Annotated in this window: 22 protein-coding genes; 9 read left to right on the forward strand and 13 right to left on the reverse strand. The window is 64.7% G+C overall.

Annotated features, from left to right (window positions below; translation table 11 throughout):
* Positions 1 to 10: 10 nt before the first annotated feature.
* Positions 11 to 613: a QsdR family transcriptional regulator gene (locus AC51GR_RS16460; protein WP_496325703.1), complete on the forward strand. Its 603-nt coding sequence runs from the start codon at positions 11 to 13 to the stop codon at positions 611 to 613.
* Here AC51GR_RS16460 and AC51GR_RS16465 read toward each other — a convergent pair.
* Positions 594 to 1415, reverse strand: a complete 822-nt coding sequence (locus tag AC51GR_RS16465; RefSeq protein ID WP_496325704.1) for a class I SAM-dependent methyltransferase — start codon at positions 1413 to 1415, stop codon at positions 594 to 596. The two genes, AC51GR_RS16460 and AC51GR_RS16465, sit on opposite strands and share 20 nt — an antisense overlap.
* A gap of 172 nt (positions 1416 to 1587) precedes the next feature.
* Here AC51GR_RS16465 and AC51GR_RS16470 point away from each other — a divergent pair, with 172 nt between their 5' ends.
* Entirely contained in the window at positions 1588 to 2262 is a 675-nt protein-coding gene (locus tag AC51GR_RS16470) for a winged helix-turn-helix transcriptional regulator (RefSeq protein WP_496325705.1), read from the forward strand.
* Between the two features lie 27 nt (positions 2263 to 2289).
* On the opposite strand, the gene AC51GR_RS16475 is transcribed toward AC51GR_RS16470, so the two are convergent.
* The 4 genes from AC51GR_RS16475 to AC51GR_RS16490 form a co-directional block, all read right to left on the reverse strand.
* Positions 2290 to 3321: a phosphotransferase family protein gene (locus AC51GR_RS16475; RefSeq protein WP_496325706.1), complete on the reverse strand. Its 1032-nt coding sequence runs from the start codon at positions 3319 to 3321 to the stop codon at positions 2290 to 2292.
* Complete coding sequence (locus AC51GR_RS16480; protein WP_496325707.1) at positions 3318 to 4541, reverse strand: acyl-CoA dehydrogenase family protein; 1224 nt, start codon at positions 4539 to 4541, stop codon at positions 3318 to 3320. The genes AC51GR_RS16475 and AC51GR_RS16480 overlap by 4 nt, the downstream gene beginning before the upstream one ends.
* A 38-nt stretch (positions 4542 to 4579) precedes the next feature.
* Positions 4580 to 5401 carry an SDR family oxidoreductase gene (locus AC51GR_RS16485; RefSeq protein WP_496325708.1) on the reverse strand — a complete coding sequence of 274 codons (822 nt, stop codon included), beginning with the start codon at positions 5399 to 5401 and terminating at the stop codon, positions 4580 to 4582.
* Between the two features lie 203 nt (positions 5402 to 5604).
* Complete coding sequence (locus tag AC51GR_RS16490; protein ID WP_496325709.1) at positions 5605 to 6066, reverse strand: cupin domain-containing protein; 462 nt, start codon at positions 6064 to 6066, stop codon at positions 5605 to 5607.
* A gap of 240 nt (positions 6067 to 6306) precedes the next feature.
* Between AC51GR_RS16490 and AC51GR_RS16495 the strand changes: the two genes are divergently transcribed.
* A complete protein-coding gene (locus tag AC51GR_RS16495) occupies positions 6307 to 7365 on the forward strand; it encodes a hypothetical protein (protein WP_496325888.1) in 1059 nt (352 codons plus the stop codon).
* A gap of 173 nt (positions 7366 to 7538) precedes the next feature.
* Complete coding sequence (locus AC51GR_RS16500; protein ID WP_496325710.1) at positions 7539 to 9116, forward strand: HNH endonuclease signature motif containing protein; 1578 nt, start codon at positions 7539 to 7541, stop codon at positions 9114 to 9116.
* A gap of 3 nt (positions 9117 to 9119) precedes the next feature.
* Here AC51GR_RS16500 and AC51GR_RS16505 read toward each other — a convergent pair whose 3' ends face one another.
* Together AC51GR_RS16505 and AC51GR_RS16510 are read right to left on the reverse strand one after the other, a co-directional pair.
* Complete coding sequence (locus AC51GR_RS16505; protein ID WP_496325711.1) at positions 9120 to 10781, reverse strand: FAD-binding dehydrogenase; 1662 nt, start codon at positions 10779 to 10781, stop codon at positions 9120 to 9122.
* Between the two features lie 210 nt (positions 10782 to 10991).
* Positions 10992 to 11822 (reverse strand): helix-turn-helix domain-containing protein, encoded by an 831-nt coding sequence (locus tag AC51GR_RS16510; protein WP_496325712.1) that lies wholly within the window; start codon positions 11820 to 11822, stop codon positions 10992 to 10994.
* A gap of 26 nt (positions 11823 to 11848) precedes the next feature.
* Here AC51GR_RS16510 and AC51GR_RS16515 point away from each other — a divergent pair, with 26 nt between their 5' ends.
* The 4 genes from AC51GR_RS16515 to AC51GR_RS16530 all read left to right on the forward strand — a co-directional run bounded on the left by AC51GR_RS16515 (position 11849) and on the right by AC51GR_RS16530 (position 15266).
* Positions 11849 to 12367 carry a VOC family protein gene (locus AC51GR_RS16515; protein ID WP_496325713.1) on the forward strand — a complete coding sequence of 173 codons (519 nt, stop codon included), beginning with the start codon at positions 11849 to 11851 and terminating at the stop codon, positions 12365 to 12367.
* Positions 12368 to 12519: 152 nt separating this feature from the next.
* The gene (locus tag AC51GR_RS16520) at positions 12520 to 13275 is read left to right on the forward strand and encodes a class I SAM-dependent methyltransferase (RefSeq protein ID WP_496325714.1); all 756 of its coding nucleotides are present in this window, start codon (positions 12520 to 12522) and stop codon (positions 13273 to 13275) included.
* Positions 13272 to 13865, forward strand: a complete 594-nt coding sequence (locus tag AC51GR_RS16525; RefSeq protein ID WP_496325715.1) for a TIGR03086 family metal-binding protein — start codon at positions 13272 to 13274, stop codon at positions 13863 to 13865. The genes AC51GR_RS16520 and AC51GR_RS16525 overlap by 4 nt, the downstream gene beginning before the upstream one ends.
* 30 nt (positions 13866 to 13895) lie before the next feature.
* Positions 13896 to 15266, forward strand: a complete 1371-nt coding sequence (locus AC51GR_RS16530; protein ID WP_496325716.1) for a TIGR01777 family oxidoreductase — start codon at positions 13896 to 13898, stop codon at positions 15264 to 15266.
* Here AC51GR_RS16530 and AC51GR_RS16535 read toward each other — a convergent pair.
* From AC51GR_RS16535 to AC51GR_RS16550, 4 genes are all read right to left on the reverse strand, one after another.
* Positions 15241 to 16314 (reverse strand): threonine aldolase family protein, encoded by a 1074-nt coding sequence (locus AC51GR_RS16535; protein ID WP_496325717.1) that lies wholly within the window; start codon positions 16312 to 16314, stop codon positions 15241 to 15243. The two genes, AC51GR_RS16530 and AC51GR_RS16535, sit on opposite strands and share 26 nt — an antisense overlap.
* Positions 16311 to 16988, reverse strand: coding sequence for a ferredoxin reductase (locus tag AC51GR_RS16540; protein WP_496325889.1), 678 nt, complete (start codon positions 16986 to 16988; stop codon positions 16311 to 16313). Before AC51GR_RS16540 ends, AC51GR_RS16535 begins: the two co-directional genes overlap by 4 nt.
* A gap of 35 nt (positions 16989 to 17023) precedes the next feature.
* Complete coding sequence (locus AC51GR_RS16545) at positions 17024 to 17617, reverse strand: sulfite oxidase-like oxidoreductase (RefSeq protein ID WP_496325718.1); 594 nt, start codon at positions 17615 to 17617, stop codon at positions 17024 to 17026.
* A gap of 94 nt (positions 17618 to 17711) precedes the next feature.
* Entirely contained in the window at positions 17712 to 17969 is a 258-nt protein-coding gene (locus tag AC51GR_RS16550; RefSeq protein ID WP_496325719.1) for a LapA family protein, read from the reverse strand.
* Between the two features lie 120 nt (positions 17970 to 18089).
* On the opposite strand from AC51GR_RS16550, the gene AC51GR_RS16555 reads away from it, so the two are divergent.
* Positions 18090 to 18884 carry a PIG-L family deacetylase gene (locus AC51GR_RS16555; RefSeq protein ID WP_496325720.1) on the forward strand — a complete coding sequence of 265 codons (795 nt, stop codon included), beginning with the start codon at positions 18090 to 18092 and terminating at the stop codon, positions 18882 to 18884.
* Here AC51GR_RS16555 and recD read toward each other — a convergent pair.
* A complete protein-coding gene (gene recD, locus AC51GR_RS16560; protein WP_496325721.1) occupies positions 18864 to 20705 on the reverse strand; it encodes an exodeoxyribonuclease V subunit alpha in 1842 nt (613 codons plus the stop codon). The genes AC51GR_RS16555 and recD overlap by 21 nt on opposite strands.
* The gene (locus tag AC51GR_RS16565) at positions 20702 to 24004 is read right to left on the reverse strand and encodes a UvrD-helicase domain-containing protein (protein ID WP_496325722.1); all 3303 of its coding nucleotides are present in this window, start codon (positions 24002 to 24004) and stop codon (positions 20702 to 20704) included. Before AC51GR_RS16565 ends, recD begins: the two co-directional genes overlap by 4 nt.
* Between the last annotated feature and the right edge of the window lies 1 nt (position 24005).

Here is a 24005-nt window from a genome sequence, read left to right on the forward strand (position 1 = left end):
AAATCTACTTATGTCTCAGGGAGCCGTCAACGGTCATGGTGCAACATCGCAACGCGCGACCCGCGACGACGTCATCGATCTCGCCCACAGCTGGTTTCGCGATGGACGCCGAGTGGATGTCCAACAGCTGTCTCGCGAACTCGGTATCGGCCGCGCGACAATTTATCGCTGGTATTCGGGCCGTGAGGTCATCATCGGCGAGGTCGTGTGGCGCATCGTTGGCGAGGCATTACGTCGCGTGGAGGACCGTGAGGGTTACCCCTCGACAGTCGAACGATTTGTGCACAATTTCGGCGAGATGGCCACGGCCGTGCGCGGTTACCGCCCACTCTCGCGGTTTGTCTCCGATGATCCCGAATATGCGCTCCGGGTGCTCAGCACCCGGTACAGCGTTGTCCAGGGCCGGCTCATCGAATGGAATGCGGTGCGGCTTGGAACGATTCCCGATATCGGATCCCACGTCGACATCACGGCTCTTGCCTATGCGATCGTGCGCGTCGGAGAATCCTTCATCTGGAGCGACATGATCACGGGTGAACCACCCGCACCAAAACAGGCAACCGCAATGGTCGAATTACTGTTGGCCGGTGCGGTCACCTCACGACCGCGGTGACGAGCAGATACTCCCATTCCATCACCCCGTCGTCGGCGAGCGCCTTGCGGGCGAGGTCGGCCAGGCCGGTGTCCAGCGCCGCGATGGCGTCCGGATTGTCGGCGTTGGCCCGGTACACCGCAATCGTCGGACCGTAGGTCGCCTTGAAGAACTCCCGGAACTCTTCCGGTGTCTCGAACCGGTCCACCTTCAGCGTCTGCTTGACCACCGCGAGCTCGGTGACGCGGTCCCCGAAGAGTGTTCGCACATGGTCCTCGTCGCCCCACAACGGTGGCGGCTGCGCGCCGGGCGGCGGTGGCGGCGCGTAGGGCTTCATCGTCGCGAACATCTGACCGACGAACCCCCGTGGCGTCCAGTTGATCAATCCGATCCGGCCGAATGGGCGGCAGACGCGGATGATCTCGTCGGCGGTCTCCCGGTGGTGTGGCGCGAACATCGCACCCACACAGGAAATGACCGCGTCGAATGTGTTGTCGTCGAATGGAAGTGCTTCGGCGTCAGCTTCCCGCCAGGTGAGTTCGACCTGCCTTTCGGCGGCCAGTTGCTTTCCGGCCGTGAACAATTCAGGGGTCAGATCACTCGCGATGACCACCGCTCCGATTTCGGCGGCCGGGATGGCGGCGTTACCCGAACCCGCGGCGACGTCCAGAACCCGATCATTTTCGCCGATCCCCACCGCGTCGACCAACGTCGGACCGAGATTCGCGATCACCTGCGTGGCGACGGCGGGATAGTCACCGGACGCCCACAATGCTCGGTGCTTGATCTTGATCGGGTCGGGGGTTGTTGTTGGTGTGGCCATCGCCAAACTCCTTCGTATGCGCAATGAACGCGGATGTTCCTGACGCCTTCGATCCTGCGACGTGGCCCCGGCGGGTTCCAGTTCCAGATCTGTACCGCAGCAGCTTCTGAATCTGTACTGGTGCGCCGAACGGACTGGGTGTGTACTGGCAGGGACAACGCAAGGAGTCCCGATGTCTGGATACGGTCAGTTCTGCCCCGTCGCCAAGGCCATGGAGGTTCTCGACGAGCGATGGACCCTGCTGGTGGTGCGTGAACTACTCGCCGGCAGCAATCATTTCAACGAGTTGCGTCGTGGTGTCCCCAAGATGTCCCCCGCCCTGCTGTCCAAGCGACTGCGAACACTCGAGCGCGCGGGGGTCATCAACCGCGAGATCGACAGCGGCAGAACCGAATACACGCTCACCCCGAGCGGCAAAGAATTGTCCACGGTGGTCGAGGCACTCAATTCGTGGGGTATGCGCTGGATTGGGGAACTCGGTGAGGCCGACCTCGATCCCCACCTGCTGCTGTGGGACATGCGCCGTACCGTCCCAGTCGACCAGTGGCCGCGCTCCCGTACCGTCGTCGCGTTTCGCCTGGCAGACGTCCCGGCCAAGGCCTCACGATGGTGGTTGGTGGTCTCCGGGGGCGGCGTCGATGTCTGCGATTACGACCCCGGATTCGACATCGACGCCACCGTCGAGGCAACCCTGCGGGATCTCACCGCGATCTGGCGTGGTGATCGTTCGTGGAACTCCGCCCTGAGATCCGGCGATGTCGAGATCACCGCCGCCCGGAACATCCGCAACGAGGTACCGGACTGGATCGGCCAGGGACAGATGTCCCGGATCCCGCGTCCGGTGTGAGGCTCTCCGTGGTGCGGCCGGTGTCATTCAGAGGATCGACGCCTCTTCGCCCACCTGCACGGTGAGCTCGACAAGATCGTCGACCAGCTGCTGTGTCGGCCCGCCGTCACGGGAGGCGTTGCGGGGATCGTTCAACAGCCGCCGCAGGATGCCTTCTGCAATGATCGTCAGCCGCCAGAGCGCCATCGTGTGCCAGTACCCGATCTCGGCGACATCCCGCCCTGTTGCTTCGGCATACGCACTGACCAGTTCGGCGCGGGTGGGAAAGCCGGGGGTGGTCGACACCCTGGACGGCCCGGTCACGCGGTCACCGGATTCGGGCCAGAAGGCGAGCAAGTTGCCGAGGTCGGCCAGCGGTTCACCGAGTGTGCACAATTCCCAGTCGACGATCCCGACCACGCGGCCGGCTGCCGGTGACGTGATGACGTTGCTCAGATGGTAATCGCCGTGGACCAGCGTCAACTCCCCCTGTTCGGGCGCGTGATCCGCCAAAGCTTTGGCCACGTCGGCTATCTCGGCGACCTCCCTGGTCTTCGAGTGGTCCCACTGTGCGCTCCAGCGCTTCAGCAAACGGCCCGCGTAGGGCTTGTGACTGGCCAGATCGGACAGTCCGGTGGCGTCGAGGTCCACCGCGTGGATCGTGCCCAGTGCACGGGGCAGGTCGAGACCGATCTGCCGACGGTGGTCCAGGGACAGTTCTTCTGCCACAGCCGGATTGTCGATGACGGCCCCGTCGATGAAACTCATCAGCACCAACGGCGCCTCGGTGATCGCGGGGTCGGCGGTCGAGGCGATCATCTCCGGCACCGGAACGGCGGTGTCGTGCAGCGCCGACATGATCCGGTGCTCACGCAGTACGTCGTGGGCCGAGGCGAGCAGCGTGCCCAGCGGCGGCCGACGCAGGATCCACCGCGAACCAGCGGAGTCCTGCACCCGAAAGGTCAGATTCGACTGGCCGTTGCCGACTCGGTCGAATGTGATCGCCCCGACGGCGCCGATATCGAGGCCGTCGATCCACTTCGACACCGCATCGGCGTCGATTCCGACCACATCACTCATGACTCCGCTCCGATTTTTCGGTACTGGGCGAGTTCCTGGCGCGCGATCGTCCGCTTGTGCACCTCGTCGGGGCCGTCCGCCAAGCGCAGCGCCCGCAGGTGGGCGTACATGCTGGCCAGCGGGAAGTCGTCGGAGACCCCGCCGCCCCCGTGCACCTGGATCGCGCGGTCGACAATCTTGAGAGCCATGTTCGGTGCGGCCACCTTGATCGCGGCGATCTCAGTGCGCGCCGCCTTGTTGCCGACGGTGTCCATCAGCCACGCCGCCTTCAGTGTGAGCAGACGCGCCATCTCGATCTCGATCCTGGCCTCGGCAATCCAATCCTGGATATTCGATTGCGCAGCAAGCGGTTTCCCGAACGCAATGCGCAGCGACGCCCGGGCGCACATGAGTTCCAGAGCGCGTTCGGCCATCCCGATGGCGCGCATGCAGTGATGGATACGGCCTGGTCCGAGCCGCGCCTGCCCGATCATGAACCCGGCCCCGGCCCCCGCCAGCACGTCTTTGTCGGGGACCCGGACATTCTCGAAGAGCACCTCGGCATGACCTTCTCGGTCCTGATAGCCGAAAACCGGGAGATTGCGCAGGACCGTGACCCCCGGCGCGTCGATCGGGACCACCATCATCGACTGCTGCGCATGGACGGCGGCGTAGGGATCGGTCTTGCCCATCACGATCAAAACCTTGCAATTGGGGTGCAAGGCGTTCGACGTCCACCATTTGCGGCCGTTGAGGATCCAGTGGTCGCCGTCTTGCTGCATGCTCATCTGGATGTTGGTGGCATCGGAACTGGCGACACCGGGTTCGGTCATCGCAAACGCGGAGCGAATCGTCCCGTCCAGCAACGGGGCGAGCCATTTCTCTTTGTGCTCGTCGGAACCGAACAGGCTGAGCACTTCCATGTTGCCGGTATCGGGCGCCGAGCAGTTACAGGCCTCGGGCGCCAGCACTGCGCTACGGCCCATGATCTCGGCCAGTGGTGCGTACTCGGCGTTGCTCAGACCCGGTCCGTAGCGTGGGTCGGGGTGAAAGAGGTTCCACAGTCCACGCGTTTTGGCCTCGGTTTTGAGTTCTTCGATGATCGGTGGATCGAAATGCGGGTCACCGGATTCACGCATCTGCCGGGCATAGATCTCCTCTGCCGGGTAAATGTGTTCGTCCATGAAGGCCAGCAGGCGCCCACGATAGTCGGCGCAGCGGTCGGTGTAGCCAAAATCCATTGCCACATACCTACATTCGTTGTCGTCGGGCGATTCGGTCAGTCCCCCTCGGAGGCCAGGTGCCGTTGGAAGCGCCGCATGCCTGCAATCCACCGGTCGTAGTCGGAACCCTTGTTACGGTAGAAGTCCAGAACCTCGGGATGCGGCAGAATCAAGAATCTCTCATCTTCCATCGCCGCCAGCACCTGATCGGCCACGTCCGCCGGGCGCAGCACCGCCCCCGATTCGGTCACGGCTCGCGCCGCAACCGAAGCACCCGGCGCATCTGTCTCGAAGCCCTCTCGCAACAGAGCGGTCTCCACTCCCATCGGGCACAGACAACTCACCGCGATCCCCCGGTCGCCGTAAGTCACCGACAACCATTCGGCGAACCCGACCGCCGCATGCTTGGTCACCGAGTATGTCGCCGACCCGATCTGGGTCAGCAATCCTGCCGCCGACGCCGTGGACACGAAGTACCCGCCACCGCTCTCGAGCCACCGCGGCACCAGGATCCGGGCGGCCCGCACGTGCGCCATGACATTCACGTCCACTGCCACCTCCCACAGGGCATCGGAGGTGTCCAGGCCCATCCCGGCGGTGGTCCCGGCGTTGGCGAAAAAGATCTCCACCGGTCCGAGCTCAGCAGCGGCGTGGTCGATCATCGCTTCGAGAACCTCGGGATCGGAGACATCACCACCCATCGCGATCGCCCGGCCGGGGTGTGTCGCGATGATCTGCTCCGCCACGGCGTCGGCGGCCGGCGCGTTGAGGTCGGCGACCAGCACACTCACCCCGGCTGCGGCCAGCGCTTTGGCCAGGGCCGCACCGATCCCGGCGCCACCTCCGGTGACAACGGCAACTTTCCCTGCGATCTCCACCCAACCGATGCTAGAGCCCCCGCCGTCGAACGGGCGCAAAACACCGCCGAGCGGGCCCTAATCACCGCCGAGCGTGCCGATAATGCAGTCAGGCGTCCCAAGCGCCGAAAGCTTGTTTCCGCTTAATTTTATTTCGGCCCGTTCGATGGTTAGTTGGGCACGCTCGGCGGTGTTATTGGCACGGTCGGCGGAATTGGCAGGGACTATTTGGCGGCACAAGGCGGTGCAGGAGCATCTTCAAACAGTGGAGCGCCCAGCGGTTCGAGGTAGACGACATCGAGAATGACCGGCACCTTGCCAAGATTTTGTCCTTGATGGACGTTGTCGTCTCCGGCGGGCTCGTTGATGAATTGCCCGGTTTTGTAGATAACCGGTTTACAGTCCGGCCCGGGGTGAGTCAGTGTGCCGGCCTGCACGATTCCCACAACAGGGCCGTCGTGGTAGTGCCACCCGGTGGTTCCGCCAGGGGCGATGGTGATCTGCTTGGCCACCGCATGCAAACCATCCGGAATGAAGGGCAAGAGATCGGCAGGAATTTCGATATCGGCGAGGGTCACCGCGGAAATCCCCTCGCCAGGAGTTGCATTCGCCGCAGTGGCCGGAACCATCAGCGCTGCACACGCGAGGGCCACAACCGTTGTCACCGAACGGACAGTTTTCATCATCTGCAAAGAATAGGCGCTATCACCCCAGCTCACCCGGCCTAGAAGGAAATCGAACAAAAGCCCTCTCACGTCCCGACCAATAGGCCATATCAGACCAGCGGCGCCGTATAATCCGACGTACATTGTCCGCGTTCACTTTTCACAGAGCCGAGGAATGCAGTGCCACCTTCTACTCGCCAGGCACCTCGACTCGGATTGTTCACCCGCAACGCGGTGGGAACGTCCTCCGCCGAAGCGTTCATGATCATCGCCATCGCCACGATCCTGGTCACCCGGGCATATCTCTGGTTGACCGACTACCCGCAGGTCGGCGGCGGCACCCTGCACATCGCCCACGCGCTTTACGGTGGCGCGCTGATGATGCTTGCACTACTGGTGAATTGGTGGTTCCTCGGCTATGGTGCGCGCGTACTCACGGTCCTGTTCGGCGGGATCGGATTCGGGCTCTTCCTGGACGAGGTGGGCAAGTTCGTCACGAAGGACAACGACTACTTCTACGGGCCCTCCGCCGAAATCATGTATGTCTTGGTGGTGGTCGTCATCATCATCGGTCGAATGATGAGGGAGATCAGGCCGCTCACCGCCAACGAAAATCTCGCGTCCGCGGCCGCCATCGCGGCCGACGGAGTCGCCCGGGGACTCCAGGCGCACCGTAGGGAACTCGCGTTACGAATGGTCGAGCAGGCCGAAGAACTCGGGGCCGACCCGGTGTCCGCGCGAAGTATTCGGGAACTCTTGATCGTCGCTCCCATCGCGTCTGCCCGTCTGTATGCGTTACAGCAGTGGGCACCTCGCCTGGTGCCGAACTTCTTCCGGCATCCGCGGTGGCTCCCGATCGTGTCCTGGCTGATGATCTTTTCGGCGACGGTCGCCTTTGCATTCTCCACCGTCGGCGTGACGCTGGGAAACACGTATTACGAAAGCAACCACGTCGAACTGGACTTCGGCGGACGGAACATCGCCACGGTCATCCTGATGGTCAGCGCCGGTGTCACGCTGGCCTTTTCGGTGCCGGCGATGATGGCCCGGAAGCGGACGGACAAACCATGGCCACTGCAACTCCTGCGCTATGCCGCACTCACGTTCACGATGCTCAACGCACTGGTTGACTTCGCAACCGACGGTTTCGGCGCTTTGGCCAACCTGGGCGTCGGTCTTTTCACTTTGGCGATCATCTCCTACCACCTCGATCTCCGGGCCCGCCAAGCCAGACCGCGGGCACACGCCGAGGCCGTCGCTGCGACCGACGATGCCGCCGAGGTCAAGTCCGTACCGCCCGAACCCGTCGGCCGGCCGTAATCATCGAGCACCAGCAAACCGCCTGGCGCCGATCACATCTGGCCCACGCAAACGCTTTGTCTCGCGGCCGGGTTGGTCCGGCCAGGACCCAAATTGGTCGAACAAACATTCGACAACCGGAGCCAAGCCAGGTAGACTGATCGTAAGCGTTTTGATCAGATGTGCTGGGGGGCATGATGACTGACGATCCACCTGTTGACTCTTCGGTTGATTCCTCGCCGGTTCCGGTACTGGTGCGCAAGTACCTCGAGTTGGAGTTGCTCGTTGCCGATATCGCGGACTGCGCTGATTCCGATATGTCTGGCGCGGAAGTCAATGAGCTTGTGCGGGTGCATGAACGGATCGCCCGTAAGGTCGAGTTCACCGGGTTGCGTCACCTGTTGCGGGTCTCGGATCGGTCATCGTTTACCGAAGCCGGGTATTCGTCACTGTTCGGTTTCACCCGTAGCGAGTTGCGGCTGACCAAAGGGCAAACCATGTCCCGGATCCGAGCCCTGGAGGCGGTCGGCCGATTCCACACGATGCAGGGTGAGGTGTTGGCGCCGAAATGCCCTGCCGCCGAGCAGGCGTGGTCGAAAGGTTTGATCGGGGCGGCGCATATGGATGTGATGTTGGATGTGCGCAAACAGATCCCGTCGGCCTCGGACCCGGCAGTCTATGACGTGGTCGATCACTGGATGACCGAAGAGGCCGTCGACCAGGATCCCACCCAGTTGATCGCGGCCGGTCGCGCGGTGTTGGCTCGGGTCGACCCCGATGGTCGGTTGACTGATGATTCGGATCGGGCCCGTAAACGGTCGATGGGTATCGGGGATCAGGGGGTGGATCTGATGGCCAAGATCACCGGCACCCTCGATCCCGAAACCCTGGCCCTGTTGAGGACAGTGATGGATGTGTGGGCGGCGCCGGGGATGAACAATCCAGCCGACCCGAACTCGCCGACCGGTGCGTCCGATGATCCGAAGCAAGACAAAGAGCTGATCAAGGCTGCGGCCGAGCGGGATACCCGCTCGAAAGGCCAACAATGTCACGACGCGTTCAAAGCGATCCTGAAAACCATTCTGGAGTGCAACCTGCTGGGCAAGTCGCATCGGGGTTTGCCGGCCCAGTTGGTCATCACGATGACCAAAGAGCAGCTTGACGAGTGCGCGGGGATCGCCAGAACGGCGTCGGGAGTCGATATCCCGGTCAAAGAGGCCCTTGATCTCGCCGCCCGGTCAGACAAATATCTGGCCGTGTTCGCCGACCACAGTGCTGAGGTGTTGTATCTCGGCCGGACCAAACGCACTGCGCAGAAGGGGCAACGGCTTGCGTTGTTCGTCCGGGATCGAGGTTGTTCGCATCCTGGCTGTACCGATCCGGCGACCTGGGTCGAGGCCCATCACCTACTTGCCTGGATCAACGGGGGCCTGACCGACATCGACATGATGGGATCAGCGTGCCCGCCGCACCACAAACTCATCGGTGATGGACCGCATCAGTGGCAGACGATCATGATCACCGAAGGTCCCGACACGGGTCGGGTCGGCTGGATACCGCCGGCGTCGGTGGATCCGGAACGAAAACCGCGGGTCAACCGGGCTCAACACGTCAACGAAACCCTCGCAGCAGCCTGGCAAAAAGTGCTCGCCGACCGCCAGGACTCACTCGCACAACACCGACAAAAACTCTCCCGCGATCACGACAACGGCGAATCCGCGCCAGAACCCGAAGCCGAACCGGAGATCGATGATCCTGACCAGACCGACTAGCGACTACCCGAGGTCACGCGCCAGTGCACGTCCGGCCGCGCGACCGGAGAAGATGCATCCGCCCAGGAAGGTTCCCTCCAGAGCGTTGTAGCCATGCACCCCGCCGCCACCGAATCCCGCGACCTCTCCGGCAGCGTACAAACCGTCGAAGGCACTGCCATCGGAGCGGATCACCTGCGAGTCGAGGTTTGTCTCCAGACCGCCCAGGGTCTTGCGCGTCACCAAGTGCAGGCGAACAGCGATCATCGGACCGTATTTCGGGTCTTCGAGGCGGTGGGGCGCTGCGACTCGAATCAGCTTGTCACTGAGGTAGGTACGCGCATTGCGGATCGCCATGATCTGCATGTCTTTGGTATAGCTGTTGTCGATCTGGCTGTCGCGGGCACGCACCTCGGCAGCCACCTGGTCGTAGTCCAACCGCGGTCCGGGGGTGATCTCGTTCATGCCTGCCACCAGATCGCGCAGATTGTCGCGAACGACGAAGTCGGCACCGCGCTCCTTGAACGCTTCGACCGGACCGGTGGCACCCTTCTTCACCCGCTGTAGAAGTAGCTTGAAGTCCTTGTCGGTGAAGTCTGGGTTCTGCTCCGACCCGGAGAGCGCGAACTCCTTCTCGATGATCGCCTGGGTGAGGATGAACCACGTGAAATCGTGGCCACCCCGCGTGATCGTGCCGAGCGTGCCCAGTGAGTCGAACCCGGGAAAGTTGGGTACCGGCAATCGTTTTCCGGTCGCGTCAAGCCATAGCGAGGACGGACCGGGAATGATCCGAATCGCGTGATCCGGCCAGATCGGGTCCCAGTTCTGGATCCCTTCGGTGTAATGCCACATTCGATCGCGGTTGACCACACTGCCGCCCGCGTCTTCGGTGATCTGCAACATCCGGCCATCCACGTGGGCAGGCACACCGGTGATCATGTGTTCCGGTGCCGGCCCCAATCGATCGACGGGCCAGTTCTTCTTCACCAGTTCGAAGTTGCCGCCGATGCCCCCGGAGGTGACAACCACCGCCTGGGCGCGCAACTCGAAGTCGGAGTCCCGTTCCCGACTCGACGACACCCCTCGTGATTCGGTCGACGGAACCAGCACCGTTCCCCGGACACCCACGGCCCGTCCGTCCTCGACGATGATCGCGTCGACCTGGTGCCGGTACCTGAAGGTGACCAGACCCCTGGCCTCGCCGGCCAGGACGGGCTCCCGGAACACCCGCACCACCTCGGGACCGGTCCCCCAGGTGATGTGGAAGCGCGGGACCGAGTTGCCATGTCCGTTCGCCGATCCGGATCCGCGTTCGGCCCATCCGACGGTGGGCATCACCTTCAATCCCAGTTCGTGCAGGTAGGAACGCTTCTCGCCGGCAGCAAAATCGACGTACGCCTCGGCCCACTGACGAGGCCAGTGGTCTTCCCGGTCGCGATCGAACCCGGCCGACCCGAGCCAATCGGCGCGGGCGAGTTCCAACGAGTCCTTGATCCCCAGTCGACGCTGCTCCGGCGTGTTCACCATGAACAGGCCGCCGAGCGACCAGAACGCCTGTCCGCCGAGGTTCTGCTCGTTCTCCTGGTCGAGGATGGCCACCCTCTTGCCGGCCTTCACCAACTCGTGAGCCGCGACCAGCCCTGCCAGACCCGCACCGACCACGATCACATCAAATTGCTCGGACACCCGCACACCCCTGCCTGGCTTCACCACTGATCGCGCTTCGAGTTCTTCCACGCTCCTGTGAGCATAGGGAAGGAGTTGCGGTGTGTCGCCGAACCCGGATCCTTTGTCCAATCCAGGCCGCACCAGATCGCCGCCCGGGCGGTGACCGGTTTCGTCCGCCAATCCATGGCACGTGGTCTGCTGGGCCCGGGCCGTCGGGCCTGAACCAGATCAGGACCTCGCGGAGCGCAGATAGTCGCTGGGCGTGCGACCGATGACAGCCTTGAACTCGCGCGCCAGATGGGCCTGATCGGCGTACCCCAGTTCCGCCGCGACGTCGGCAATCGTCGTGGCACCGCCGCGCAGGGCCATCGCCGCGTCCTGGAGTCGACGCCGCTGGATCAGCCACTTCGGACTCAGTCCGGTGCGGTGAATCGTGAGGCGTTGCAGGGCCCGGGTCGACATCGACACCGCGGTGGCCAGGTCGGCCACCCGGCGTGGTCCGTCGTCGTCTTCGACAAGGTCGACCACCCGATTGATCAGGATTCCCTCCTCATCCACCGACCACTGTTGTGCCCACCTCTCGTACAACTGCGCCACCTGCTGGTATCGATCCTCTGGGCTGCGGTCCGGCGCAGTCATCGCCGCCCGGACCCGACCGGTGAGGTTGCCGTCACCGGGGATGGGCAGGGGCGATCCGATCGGCAACGCCGGCCCCGATCGTGATCCGGGGGCCATCGACCGACCGGTCAGCACCGTGATCGCGGCCGGCCGCAGCAGCACCCCCGCAGCCCACCCACTGCCCTGCAACTTCTGTTCGCTGGTCCCCTGGCTCACGCAATACAGCGCAGCCCGATCAGGTTCGATGACCACATTGCCCCCCGGATGTTCCAGCACCGGCTGCAACACCGGCAGGTCGAGGTCCCAGACCGCGATCCACACGTGCCGTAACAGCTCGCTGGGCGGCAACGCCAGTCGATGCAGTCGCACGCCGTCGCGCCCGGGATCCAGCTGACCCCGGGGTGGGGTACCGACGTGGCCCATCTTGTCGCGTTTGTTCAAGCCCGCCCCCTGCACCCTCGGTCAGCATGAAACGCATGACAACCACAACCGCAGCACACGGAAAATACACCGAACACGGTGTACCCCATGGGTTCACCTCCCTGACACCGTTCATCGTCGTGACACCTGCCCAAGACGCCATCGCGTTCTATCAGGACGTCTTCTCTGCCACACTCACCCAGAGCACCGAGTTGCCCGGACCGGACGGCGGACGCATCGTCGCCCACGCCGAACTCGACTTCGCCAACGGGCGGCTGCAACTCGGCGATCCCGATCCCCAGTATGGACTGATCCCCCGACAGTCCGGTGATTCCGACTGTTACTCCCTGTCGCTCTACGTTCCCGACGTCGACGCAGTGGTGGCCCGGGCGGTCGACTTGGGCGCGACCGTGCGCGAGCAGGCACAGACGTTCGTCTCCGGCGACCGCTTCGCATCACTGCGTGATCCATTCGGGATCAGGTGGTCGGTGATGACGCGGATCGAAGACCTCTCCGACGAAGAAAGTGCCGCGCGGGTGGCCCGATGGGCGGCCGAACAGGGCTGAACCAACCCCGACATCAGACCCCGGCTACGCGCGACTCGAGGCACTCGCCCGCCGGCGGCCTCGCGGTCATTGGCTTCCTGACCGCGTCGAGCGCTGATCGTGGCTGCGTAAAAGCGTTGCCCGGGTCCGGGCAAGGTGGCAGCATCCGCCTCATGATCGAAGATCTTTTCTTCGCCGCACACGAGGGCTTGCCCCGCGAGGCCCCCGGCTCCGAGACGACGACGGAACTGTTGTTTCGCCTCGCCGGACTCCACACCGGTTCCCGTGGGGATCTCCCGCCACGAATCCTCGACATCGGCGCCGGCACCGGGCCCGCCACGATGGTCTTGGCAGGCCTCGGCGCGCAGGTCACCGCCATCGACACCCATCAGCCATTTCTCGACGTGCTGGTGTCGAAGACCAAGGCCGCCGGGCTACGCAGCCAGGTGACGATCGCGAACGTCTCCATGGAAGATCTCGACTATCCCGATCATTCCTTCGACCTGGTGTGGGCGGAAGGTGCCGCGTACATCATCGGATTCGACAACGCACTGACGTCGTGGCGCCGACTGCTGGCACCGGGCGGAGCCCTGGTGCTCACCGAGGCGGACTGGCTCACCGCGTCGCCCTCGGCCGCCGCCACCGAGTTCTGGAATTCCGCATATCCGGAGATGCGAACGACCGGTGAGAATGTCTCCGCCGCAATCGAACTCGGATGGACGGTCGCGGCCACCTATCTTCTGCCCGAGACCGACTGGGATGAGTACTACATCCCCCTGGGTTTGCGGATCGACGAGCTGCGGCAGGAGCAACCCGACTCGGCGGCAGATCTCGAGCTGGTCGGTCAGGAGATTGACGTCCGCCGGGACCACGGTTCCCACTACGGTTATACCGGGTACGTCTTACTGCCCAGGGAGGTCGAACGATGAGCGGTCCCGAAACGATTGCCGACAGATACCACCGCCGCGCCACCACTTTTGCCGACGTGATCGCTGCTGCGCCGCCGGATCGCTGGTCATCGCCGTCGCCCTGCGCGGAGTGGACCGCGGCCGACGTCTTGCAGCATGTGCTGGACATGCAGTCCGCGATGTTCTCTCCCCTGGATCAGACCCTGTCACCGGCACCAACCGTGGATACCGATCCCCGCGGCGCCTTCGACCACGCGCGCGCAGACATCCAACGGGCACTTGCCGATCCGACGGTCGCCGAGGCCACGGTGCAGACGCCCGTGGGCCCTTCCACATTCGCCGACCACGTCGATCAGGTCGCCAGCGCAGACCTGGTGGTCCATGGCTGGGATCTGGCGCGTGCGCTCGGACTCGAACACCGGATCGATCCCGCTGAGGTCGAAGCGGCGTGGCCGGGCGTCCAGGAGATGCCCGACATCATGCGTGTCCCGGGTGCTTTCGGACCTGGGATCGTCGTCTTCGGGCCGATCGTGGACGTACCGGACACCGCACCGCTGCACGACAGGTTCCTGGGCTTGCTGGGGCGAGATCCCTACTGGAAAGCGCCGTAACCGGGTCGTTTTCGTGCGTAGCCTGGTCACATGGGTATCACCTACACCAGCAAGGTCTCCGCCCCTATCGACGACGTGTTCGCCTGGCATGGCAGGCCGGGAGCTTTCACCCGGCTCTCGCCGCCTTGGGCACCACCATGGTTGGTGCGGGAAACCGACTCGCTGGAGGACGGCGCCGCGGTGCTGTCGTTCGGATACGGTTTGAAATGGGTGGCCCGGCATCAGGCGACCCGCTTCCATCCGCCGAATCAGTTTGTCGACCAACTCGATTCGTGGCCGCTTCGGTTGGTGATGACATGGACGCACCACCATGGTTTCTCCGAGATCGATCCGCAGACCACCAAGGTCACCGACACCGTGGACACCACTGTCCCCGGCGCACTGTTACGTCCGATGTTCCGCTACCGGCACCGACAATTGGCCGATGACCTCGCCGTACACGCGTGGGCCATGCCGCTGGCCGGTAAACCGTTGACGGTCGCCATGACCGGCGCGTCGGGACTTGTCGGAACCGCCTTGCGCGCGTTGCTGACGACCGGCGGCCACCGCGTCATCGCACTGGTCAGACGCGCCCCCAAAGGTCCCGACGAACGGCGCTGGAACCCCGCCGATCCCGCCGAGGACCTCCTGTCCGGGGTCGACGCCGTCGTACATCTGGCCGGGGCATCGATCGCCGGACGATTCAACGACGCACACAAATCCGCGGTCCGGGACAGCCGGATCGACCCGACCACGGCACTGGCCCGCATCGCCGGCGCCACCACACCGCTCCCGACTTTTGTCTGCGCCTCGGCGATCGGCTTCTACGGCTTCGATCGCGGTGATGCGGTGCTCGACGAAAACTCCTCGCGCGGAGACGGTTTCCTCGCCGATGTGGTGTCCGAGTGGGAGGATGCCACGGCACCGGCGGCTGCGGCCGGCGCACGCGTGGTGAATGTCCGGACCGGCATCGTCCAGGCCGCGGACGGCGGAACGCTGAAACTGCTGCGACCGCTGTTCACCCTCGGGCTCGGCGGGCGTCTCGGTGACGGTGACCAGTGGTTGTCCTGGATCGGCATCGACGATCTGGTCGACATCTATTACCGCGCGATCGTCGACGAGCGACTTTTCGGCCCGGTCAACGCGGTGGCACCGAATCCGGTACGCAACAAGGAGTACACCGGCGCGCTCGCCGGGGCGGTACACCGGCCGGCGATCATCCCGGTGCCGAGTCTGGGCCCACAGGTCATCCTCGGATCAGAAGGCGCAAAAGAGCTGGCACTGGCCAATCAGCGGGTGAGCCCCGCCCGCCTCACGTCGGTGGGGCACCTATTCCGGATGACCGCGATCGACGAGGTGCTACGTCACCAACTCGGTGGCAACCCCGGCAGGCCCGTCACCGGATCGCGAGCTCAGACTTGATCGCCGCGGCGAGGCCGTCGACATCCTCGGGTGTGGTGTCGAACGAACACATCCAACGGACCTCGGCGGTGGCCTCGTTCCAGGTGTAGAACTTCCACACCGATCGCACGCGATCAGCCGCCACCGGATCGAGCGCTGCGAACACCGCGTTCGCCTCGGTGGGTTGGGTGATGGTCAGACCGGGCGTGCCGTCCAACAACCCACGAAGCCGGATGGCCATGGCGTTGGCATGCGCGCCGGCCCGCAACGCTGTGCCGTCCTCGAACAACGCGAGCAGCTGCGCCGAGACGAAACGCATCTTGCTCGCCAACTGCATGCTGAGCTTGCGGATGTAGTCGGTGCCGTCGACCGAGGCGGGATTGATGACAACCACAGCCTCCGCGCCCAACGCACCCACTTTGGTTCCACCCAGACTCACCACGTCGACACCGGCGGCGGCGGTGAACTCGCCCGGCGAAAGATCCAGTGCAGCAGCAGCATTCCACAGCCGGGCGCCGTCGAGGTGAACCACCATCCGCTGCTGGTGGGCGTAGTCGCAGATGGCCGCGATCTCGTCGCGCGAATACAGTGTCCCGAGCTCGGTCGACTGGGTCAGACTGACGGCCAGCGGCTGGGCCCGGTGCACATCGCCGAATCCGTAGGCCTGCGTCGCGATGGATTCCGGCGTCAACTTCCCGTCGGAGGTGGGCACCGTGAGGAGCTTGATCCCACTGACCCGTTCCGGCGCACCGCCTTCGTCGTTGTTGACATGTGCGGACTGCGCCACGATCGCCGCGCCCCATCGTGGCAGCATCGCCGTCAGGCTCACCACGTTGGCGGCAGTTCCGTTGAACACCGGAAACACCTCGGCCTGCGCCCCGAACTCGTCGCGGACCACACCTCGCAACTGCGAGGTATAGGCATCGTCACCGTATGAGGGCTGGTGTCCGCCGTTCGCCGCGGCGAGTGCGGCCAGCACCTCGGGCAGCATTCCGGCGTAGTTGTCCGACGCGAACGCCCGCCACTGCGGATCGTGCAGCTGATCGGCCGGTTCCGACATCGATGTCATCCGCCAAACCTTTCTGTTCTGATCGCGGCCGCCGGATACCCGAGATCCAGCAACCACCGGGCACATTGTTCGACAAACGCTGTCGGTCCGCACACCCTGAACTCCGGGTGCTGATCCACCGGGATCACCAGCGATGCCAGTTCATCCGATGTCAGCCGTCCCGGTCGCCGCGCGGCATCGACCGGTGAACGGCGGGTGTACACGTAATCGACCTGCAGACTGCCTGCCGCGCGCAACCCGGCGAGTTCGGCGCGGTAGTAGTCGTTGTCCGGGCTGCGTACCGAATACAGGAGACGGAACGGAACCGGCGTGCCGGCGGTTTCACGCTCCCGGATCATCGACATCAGCGGCACCACTCCCGAACCACCGGCGATCAGTTGGACCGGTGCGGGATCCGTGGGGCGCCAGATGAACCAGCGGCCGATCGGTCCACGAATCTCCAACTCATCTCCGACCTCGAGGCCGGAGATGAGATACGGCGACACCTCGCCGTCGGTGAGCTCCTGCACCGTGGTCTCCAGAAGATCGTCACCGGCCGCTGCGGCCACCGAGTACGACCGCACGGCTTGGTAGCCGTCTTCGGCGGTCAGGCGGATGTCGATGTGCTGGCCCGGCAACACCCGACCACGATCGGATACCCGTAGGCGTAGGGTCCTGGCGGTCGGCGTCTCCATCGACGCCGCGACGAGTGTTGCCGTCCGCCAACCGTTCACCAATACCGTTCCTCTTTCCAGGGATCGCCGTGGTTGTGGTAGCCGTTGCTCTCCCAGAAGCCCGGAACATCCTCGGCCATCTCGGTGAGCCCACTGACCCACTTCGCCGACTTCCAGAAGTACAGGTGTGGGATCAGCAGTCGCGCGGGACCCCCGTGTTCGGGCTCGAGTGGCTCTCCCTCGTAGGTGTGCGCGATCCACGCCTGCCCGTCGAGCACATCCTGGAGCGGGACGTTCGTCGTGTATCCGCCGTGACAGTGGGCCATCAGGTATCCGTCGGGCTCGATCTCGTCGCCGAGAAGGACGTCGAGCGACACACCACGCCACGTGGTCTCCAACTTCGACCACGCCGTCACACAGTGGATGTCGACTGTGATCTCCTGCTGCGGAAGCGACATGAACTCGTCCCACGACCAGCTCCGCGATGCACCGCCGAGGAGATTCACTGCGAAACTCCAGTCCGCCGTGTCGATCAGCGGCGTCGGGCCTGCCGACAGTACCGGGAAGTCACTCGTCAGATATTGCCCAGGCGGAAGCCGTTCGTCCTTGTGCCGGCGACGGGCCCCGAATCCCTTGTTGATGATGGCCATGGCTGCCAGTGTGCGCTTCGGCGCCGGCCACCGCAGCCCATCAGCGACTCACTCCTGCGCCGGCTGATCAGACCTGGGAGCAATTCGGAACCAGTTACTTGACCACTGCCTCTTTCTTCTTGCTGCGGCCGCGCATCATCAGGATGCCGACCACCCAACCGACCACAAAGATCATCAGCAGGGTGAACCACAGCGGTGAGGTGACATCGATCCAGAAAAGCGTGATCGATGTCGAATCACGATTCTGGAGCACGAATATGACCGCGATTATCGCAAGAATCAGGGCAGCCCAGCCGGCCGGGGAGACCTTGGCAAATATATTGGAAGACGACGTGCCTGCACTTTTGGACATAACGTGACAATAGTCCGTCGAGGCTGCAATTCGGCGCGCTCCGGATAGACGAAGTTGTGCCGATTTCGCTGCTTACGTCATCGCTGATTCTTTCGCCGGGCGCCGCGTTAGGGTGGCTGAGTGCCCCATCCCAGTTTGCTCTGTGTCCACGCGCACCCCGACGACGAGGCGATGTGGACCGGTGGAGTACTGGCCCATTGCGCCCAGCGTGGTGGGCGCACCGCGGTGGTCACCTGTACCTGGGCAGAAGGGACATCACGGGGCCGCGAACTCGCGGACTCACTGACGTTCTTGAAGGCCGACCCTCCCCTGCTGCTCGGATACGCAGACCGTCCGTTCCCCGAATCAGCACCCGACCAACCAGCATTCTGCGATGCACCCTTCGACGAGGTGGTCGGAAAGATCGTCACCCACATCCGGCGATTCCGGCCCGACACCATTGCAACGTACGACCCCCTCGGCGTCTACGGGCACCCCGACCACGTCCGGGCGCATCAGGTGACCATTACCGCCATCGGCGCGGCCGCGTTCGGTCAGTTGTATCCGGAGGCGGGAGCCCCCTGGCGGACCCGCCTGCTCTATCTCGCGACGATGCCGCACTCGGCCGCGAAAGTGCTGTGGCCACAGGTTCGCAAAACTGACGGAGCGGCCGGACCGATGCCGGGGATCCCCGACGACACCGTGGACACCACCATCGATGTCTCGGATTGGCTCGACACCAAATGGAAGGCACTGCAGGCCCACCGTTCGGAGATGGACCGCGGCGGTGCGATGACGATGCTGGCGAACCTGCCCGAAGACATCAGGCGTCAGGTGATCCGCAACGAATGGTTCCTGCGGATACCGCTGGCCACAGATCCGCAGGACGCCCTGAATTTCTCCGGACCGGCCGATTCAGTCGACAGACGTCCGTAGTCCGCTGGCCCGCAACACTTTTCGTTCGACACCGGCCCGGATGGACTCTTCCGTGCCGATCAGCCGGACGTGGCCACTGGCGCGGGTGATCGCCGTGTACAGCAGCTCCCGCGTCAGCAGGGCAGAACGATCCGGCGGGATCACCACCGACACCGACTCGTACTGCGAACCCTGACTGCGGTGAATTGTCATGGCGTACACCGGGACCGCCGCCACGAGTTGCGACGGATGCAGCATCTTCACCGAAGATCCGCGCCGGAACGCGACCATCAGACGTCCACCACTGCTCACCACCACACCGGTATCACCGTTGAAGATGCCGGTGTCGTGGTCGTTGGCCGTGACCAACAGTGGTTGTCCGGGATACCAGTCGTCGACGCCCGCGGTCGTGCCGATCCATTCCATGGCCTGGCGGGACCAGTGCTCGACGCCGGAGGTGCCCTCCCGGTGTGCACACAGGAGCCGGTGCGTGTGCAGTCCGGCGAGGGCGCTCTGCGCATCACCGCGAGCACCCGCCCGCCGCATCTGCTCGGCCGTCGTGACGATGTCATCACGCACCGACGAAAGGTCCGCCGGATCGACCAACTCGAACTGGCTGTGCCCGGCCGCCAGCAGATCGATGACCGAATCGGCGTCACCGTCACGAACGGCCGCAGCCAGGCGTTTGATCTGCTCACCGAACCGGTGCACCTTGGTCAGCCTGATGACCCCACCGGCCAGCCTCGACCGCTCTTCGCTGTCGAGGGCATCGGGATCGCCGTGGTCGTCGACCAGATCCGGTTCGATCAATGTCTCGAGGATCGGGTTGATCTGTTCGGTGACCGGCCGGTAGACCAGGTCGGCCAGCACGGCGCCGGCATCCACCGAGGCCAACTGGTCGGGGTCACCGACCAGGACCAGGCGGGCGTGAGGCCGCAGCGCATCGAGCAGCCTGGCCATCATCGTCAGTGACACCATCGACGTCTCGTCCACGACCACCAGTTCGTGCGGCAGCCGATTGCCCGAGTCGTGGGCGAATCGGCTGCGGCTGCCCGGCTTCCAACCCAGCAGACGATGCAACGTGGTCGCGGTGAGGTCGGTGGGCAAGCCCAGTTCCTCGGCCTGCGACCGTACCGATTCTTCCAGCTGGGCGGCCGCCCGGCCGGTCGGCGCAGCCAGAGCAACCCGCAACGAAGGGCCGTACTCGTCGAACATCAACGCCAAAACCCGTGCCACGGTGTGGGTCTTGCCGGTACCCGGCCCGCCGGCGATCACGGTGGTCCAACCGGCACTGGCCAATGCGGCGGCGATCCGCTGCCGATCCGGCCCCTCCTCGGGAAAGTGTCTCCGCAACCCGGCGACCAACCGGTCGGCGTTCATATCCGGGTGGCTGCGTGATCGTTCATCGAGGAGTTCACGAATCCGTTGTTCCTGCAGGAAGTATCGACGCAGATACAGCAGTGGTCCCTCAGGTGTTTTTGCCAGGTGCAGCGGACAGAGCGGTCCGGACGGCGATCCGGTCACCAGCGGGCTGACCTCGAGCGCCGCGACGACCGCCGCTGCGTCCGGCCACGGCAGTGAATCGGGATCGACACCGAACTCGTCCTCGTCGATGGCGACCTCGGAGAGCCTGTTGATCTCGACACACACCGAACCGAGACGCACGGCCCGGACCGCAAGTGCGGTCGCGAGCAGCACATTCGGGTCGATGTCCGCCTTGCTCAAGCCCGCCAGTCGTTGTGCCACATGCACATCGGCGGCACTGAGTACCCCGGCGGTGTTGAAGGGCACCAGCGCCTGATGGGCATTGACCGCGATCCGCGCGTCGTATTGGACCGTCACGGCGACACCGTCCTTCCGGCGATCAGATCTGAGACCGCGACGATCAGGGATGCCGGTGGGTGCCATGGGAAGACACCGCAACCGGCCGGGGTGTCCGGCCCGATCATGCCCCGGACGAAGTGGTACTGGGCACCGGCGAGGTTGACCTCCGGGTCGTACCCGGGTAGCCGCCATCGCAGATATCGGTGCAGGGCAACCGAATAGAGCAGGGCCTGCAACGGGTAATGCGAGTTCATCATCTCTCGGGCCATGCGCTCGGGTGTGTAGTCGAGCGCGCTGAGATCGCCGCGAGCGGTCCGGTTGGTCTTGTAGTCGACGATGACGAAGCGGTCGCCGGGTAGGCGTAGCACCGCATCGATGCTGCCGACGAGGAATCCGCGCAACGGCGGCGCCTGCACACCGCGAAGGTGTTGCGGATAGTCGGCGAGCAGGTCGTCGGCCGCCAGGTGGATGTCCATCAGATCGCTGATCTCGTGCAGTGTTGCCGCTTCGTCGCCGCCGAGGGGGAACTCGAAGTCGAGCTCGGCCAGCCGATCCCTGGTGGCGATCTGCCCAAGGGACGTCTCCGGGTCCAGCCCGAGCGGTGTCCGCAGGACCGCCAGCAGCGCGGTCGCCAACACCTCGGGGTCGGCCTGCGCCATCCAGGTCGCCACCGCGTCACGGCTGCGCGTTGCCACCTCGGCCGCCAGGTCATCGACATCGGTATCGATGACCTCGAGCACCTCGTGGACCAGCGTTCCGAATGCCGCACCGAAAGGCAGGGTGTTCATCAACGACGGATGCGGCAGGCCGGCGGAGCCGTCGGCCACCGGGATGTCCAGCGGTTCGGCCACCTGTTCGTCTGTCTTGACCTCGGATTCCGGTTCGCTCGCCACCGTCGGCTCGTGATGCGTACCGGCCACCAACGCCGAATACGATGTGCGCCGCCAGGTGTGGTCGATCCGCCGGGTGAAGTGGGCGACTGCGAGCTCGCCGGGCGGGGGTCGCTGCGGCACCCATGGTGGTTCGCCGTCGGTTCCGTAGTCTGCCGGTTCCACCCGCACCCGGCTGCCCGACGACTCGCCCCAGGCGGTCAGATGCTGCCCGACCTTGGCGTCGTCCGGCACCACCGGCCGCGGATCGGGATTGCTCCGGTCGCGACTGAAGAGCAGCCGGTGCAGCGGTGACGATCGCGCCGATGTGCCCGGCGCCCACCACAGGACGACCGCCGACGCCGCCCGGGTCAACGCGACATAGAGCAGTCGCAACTCTTCGCCGTTGTCCTCTGTCGCGGAGGCCTCCCGGCGCTCGCGGTATCCGGGCGCCTCCTGGCCACCGATGTCGAGCAGTCGTTTACCCGCCTCGTCATGGAGCAAGAACGTATCCGGCGACGGATGTTGCGCTCCGTCCCAGCCATAGGGCACATAGACGATCGGGAACTCGAGTCCCTTGCTCCGGTGCACCGTGAGCAGCTGTACTGCCGCCGCGTCACTGTCGAGGCGACGGCTCTGTTCACCCTGATTACCGGACGTCGGGTCGTTGATCAACTGTCCGAGCTTGCGGACCAGTGCGGTCAGACCCAAACCGTCCTCCACCACAGCGCGATTGCAGAGCTGGGCCACGTGGGTCAGATCGGTGAGCCGGCGCTCCCCGCCGACCACGGACAGCACCCGGCCGGGCACATCGCGGACACCGGAGAGGTGTTCGTACACCGCGGCAAAACCGGCCTCATGGTAGACGGCGACCAGTTCACGGATCAGCGCGCTGATGTCCGCGGTCAGCGCGTCACCGCCGAAATCGAGTTCTGCAGCAGTCCATCCGAGCAGCGGCGTCAGCGCAGCCAGCCGGATGCGGGCGGTTCGGCTCGGTTGTTCCATGGCCTGCAACAGCCACAGCCAGTCGAGCGCGCCCTGTGTGCTGTAGACGCTGGTACCGCCGGCCAGCACCGACGGCACCCCGCGACTGTCCAGCGCCGCCTGAATCATGGTCAGGTGCTTGTGATTTCGGACCAGCACGGCGATGTCGCCGGGTGCCACCGGGCGCTGCCCACCGGCGCCGTGCAGCGGCGTCCGGGAGTTCAGGAGCCGGGTCAGGTCGGCGGCGACGTCGTCTGCCACCGATCGTCGCAGGCGATCGAGTGCGGGGAAACCGCTCTTGCCCATCGGGCCGTGACCGCGGCGGTTCAGGTATCGCAGTCGAAGTGGGACCTGGCCGGGCAATCTTGACTCGGCATGTGTCGCCCCGACCTCGTGGACCACGATCTCCGGACTGCCCAGCGCGGCGCCGCCGTAGACGCGGTCGAGTGCCTCGACCAGATCTGCATCGCTGCGCCAGTTGGTCGGAAGGGCCTGATGGTTGTCGGCGGCCCGGACCGCTTCGAGATAGCTGAACACCTCGGCCCCGCGGAAGGCATAGATCGACTGCTTGGGGTCGCCCACCAGCACCAGTGTGGTGTGGCCGTGGAATGCCAGCCGGAAGATGTCCCACTGCACCGGGTCTGTGTCCTGGAACTCATCGACCAGGACGACCTGGAATCGGCTTCGCACCCGGCGACAGGCCTGCTCCCCGTGCTCGGGGTCTTCGAGGGCATCACGCAACAGGATCTGCAGGTCGTCGTAGTCACGAATGTTCGTCTGGCGTTTGCGTCGTTCGACCTCGGCGATGACGGTTTTCGCGAAGTCGATCCGCCGATACTCGTCGGTGTCGGGGTCGGTGATGGGCGACAGCTCGGCCTGTCGCTGGAACACCGCTTGCCGGCAGAAGGAGTGCGCCTCGGCCAGACCGAAGGGTGCTGCACCGTTTCCGCTGAAGCGATGCAGATACAGGTCGTCGGTGACCTCGGTGATCAGGTCGCTGACGTCCTCGACCAGCGTGATGTCGTTCTCGAAGTCGCCTGCCACGCCGAGTCCGTCGAGCATGCGGCTACAGAAGGTGTGGGTGGTGGCGATGGTTGCGGCATCGAAGTCGGAGACCGCATCGGCCAGGCGCCGTCGACGTAGGTCGACCTCCTCCACTGATCCTGCCGCGAGCATCACGGCCAGCGGGTCTGCCGAATCCCTGGCGGCCACCGGGTCGGTGAGCGCGGCAGCGAGTCCGGTCAGACGAAGGCGGGTGCGTTCACGGAGTTCAGCGGTGGCGAACCGACTGAACGTGACCAACAGAAGGTCGGACAGCGGAACACCGTCGGCGATGTAGCGGGCCGCCAGACCGACGATGGCGTAGGTCTTTCCGGTACCGGCACTGGCCTCGAGCACGGTGGTGCCGGACGGCAACGGTCCGGTGATGTCGAATGTGACCGGCGCGATGGGGCTTTGGATCATG

This window comes from Williamsia sp. z71, assembly GCF_059553375.1.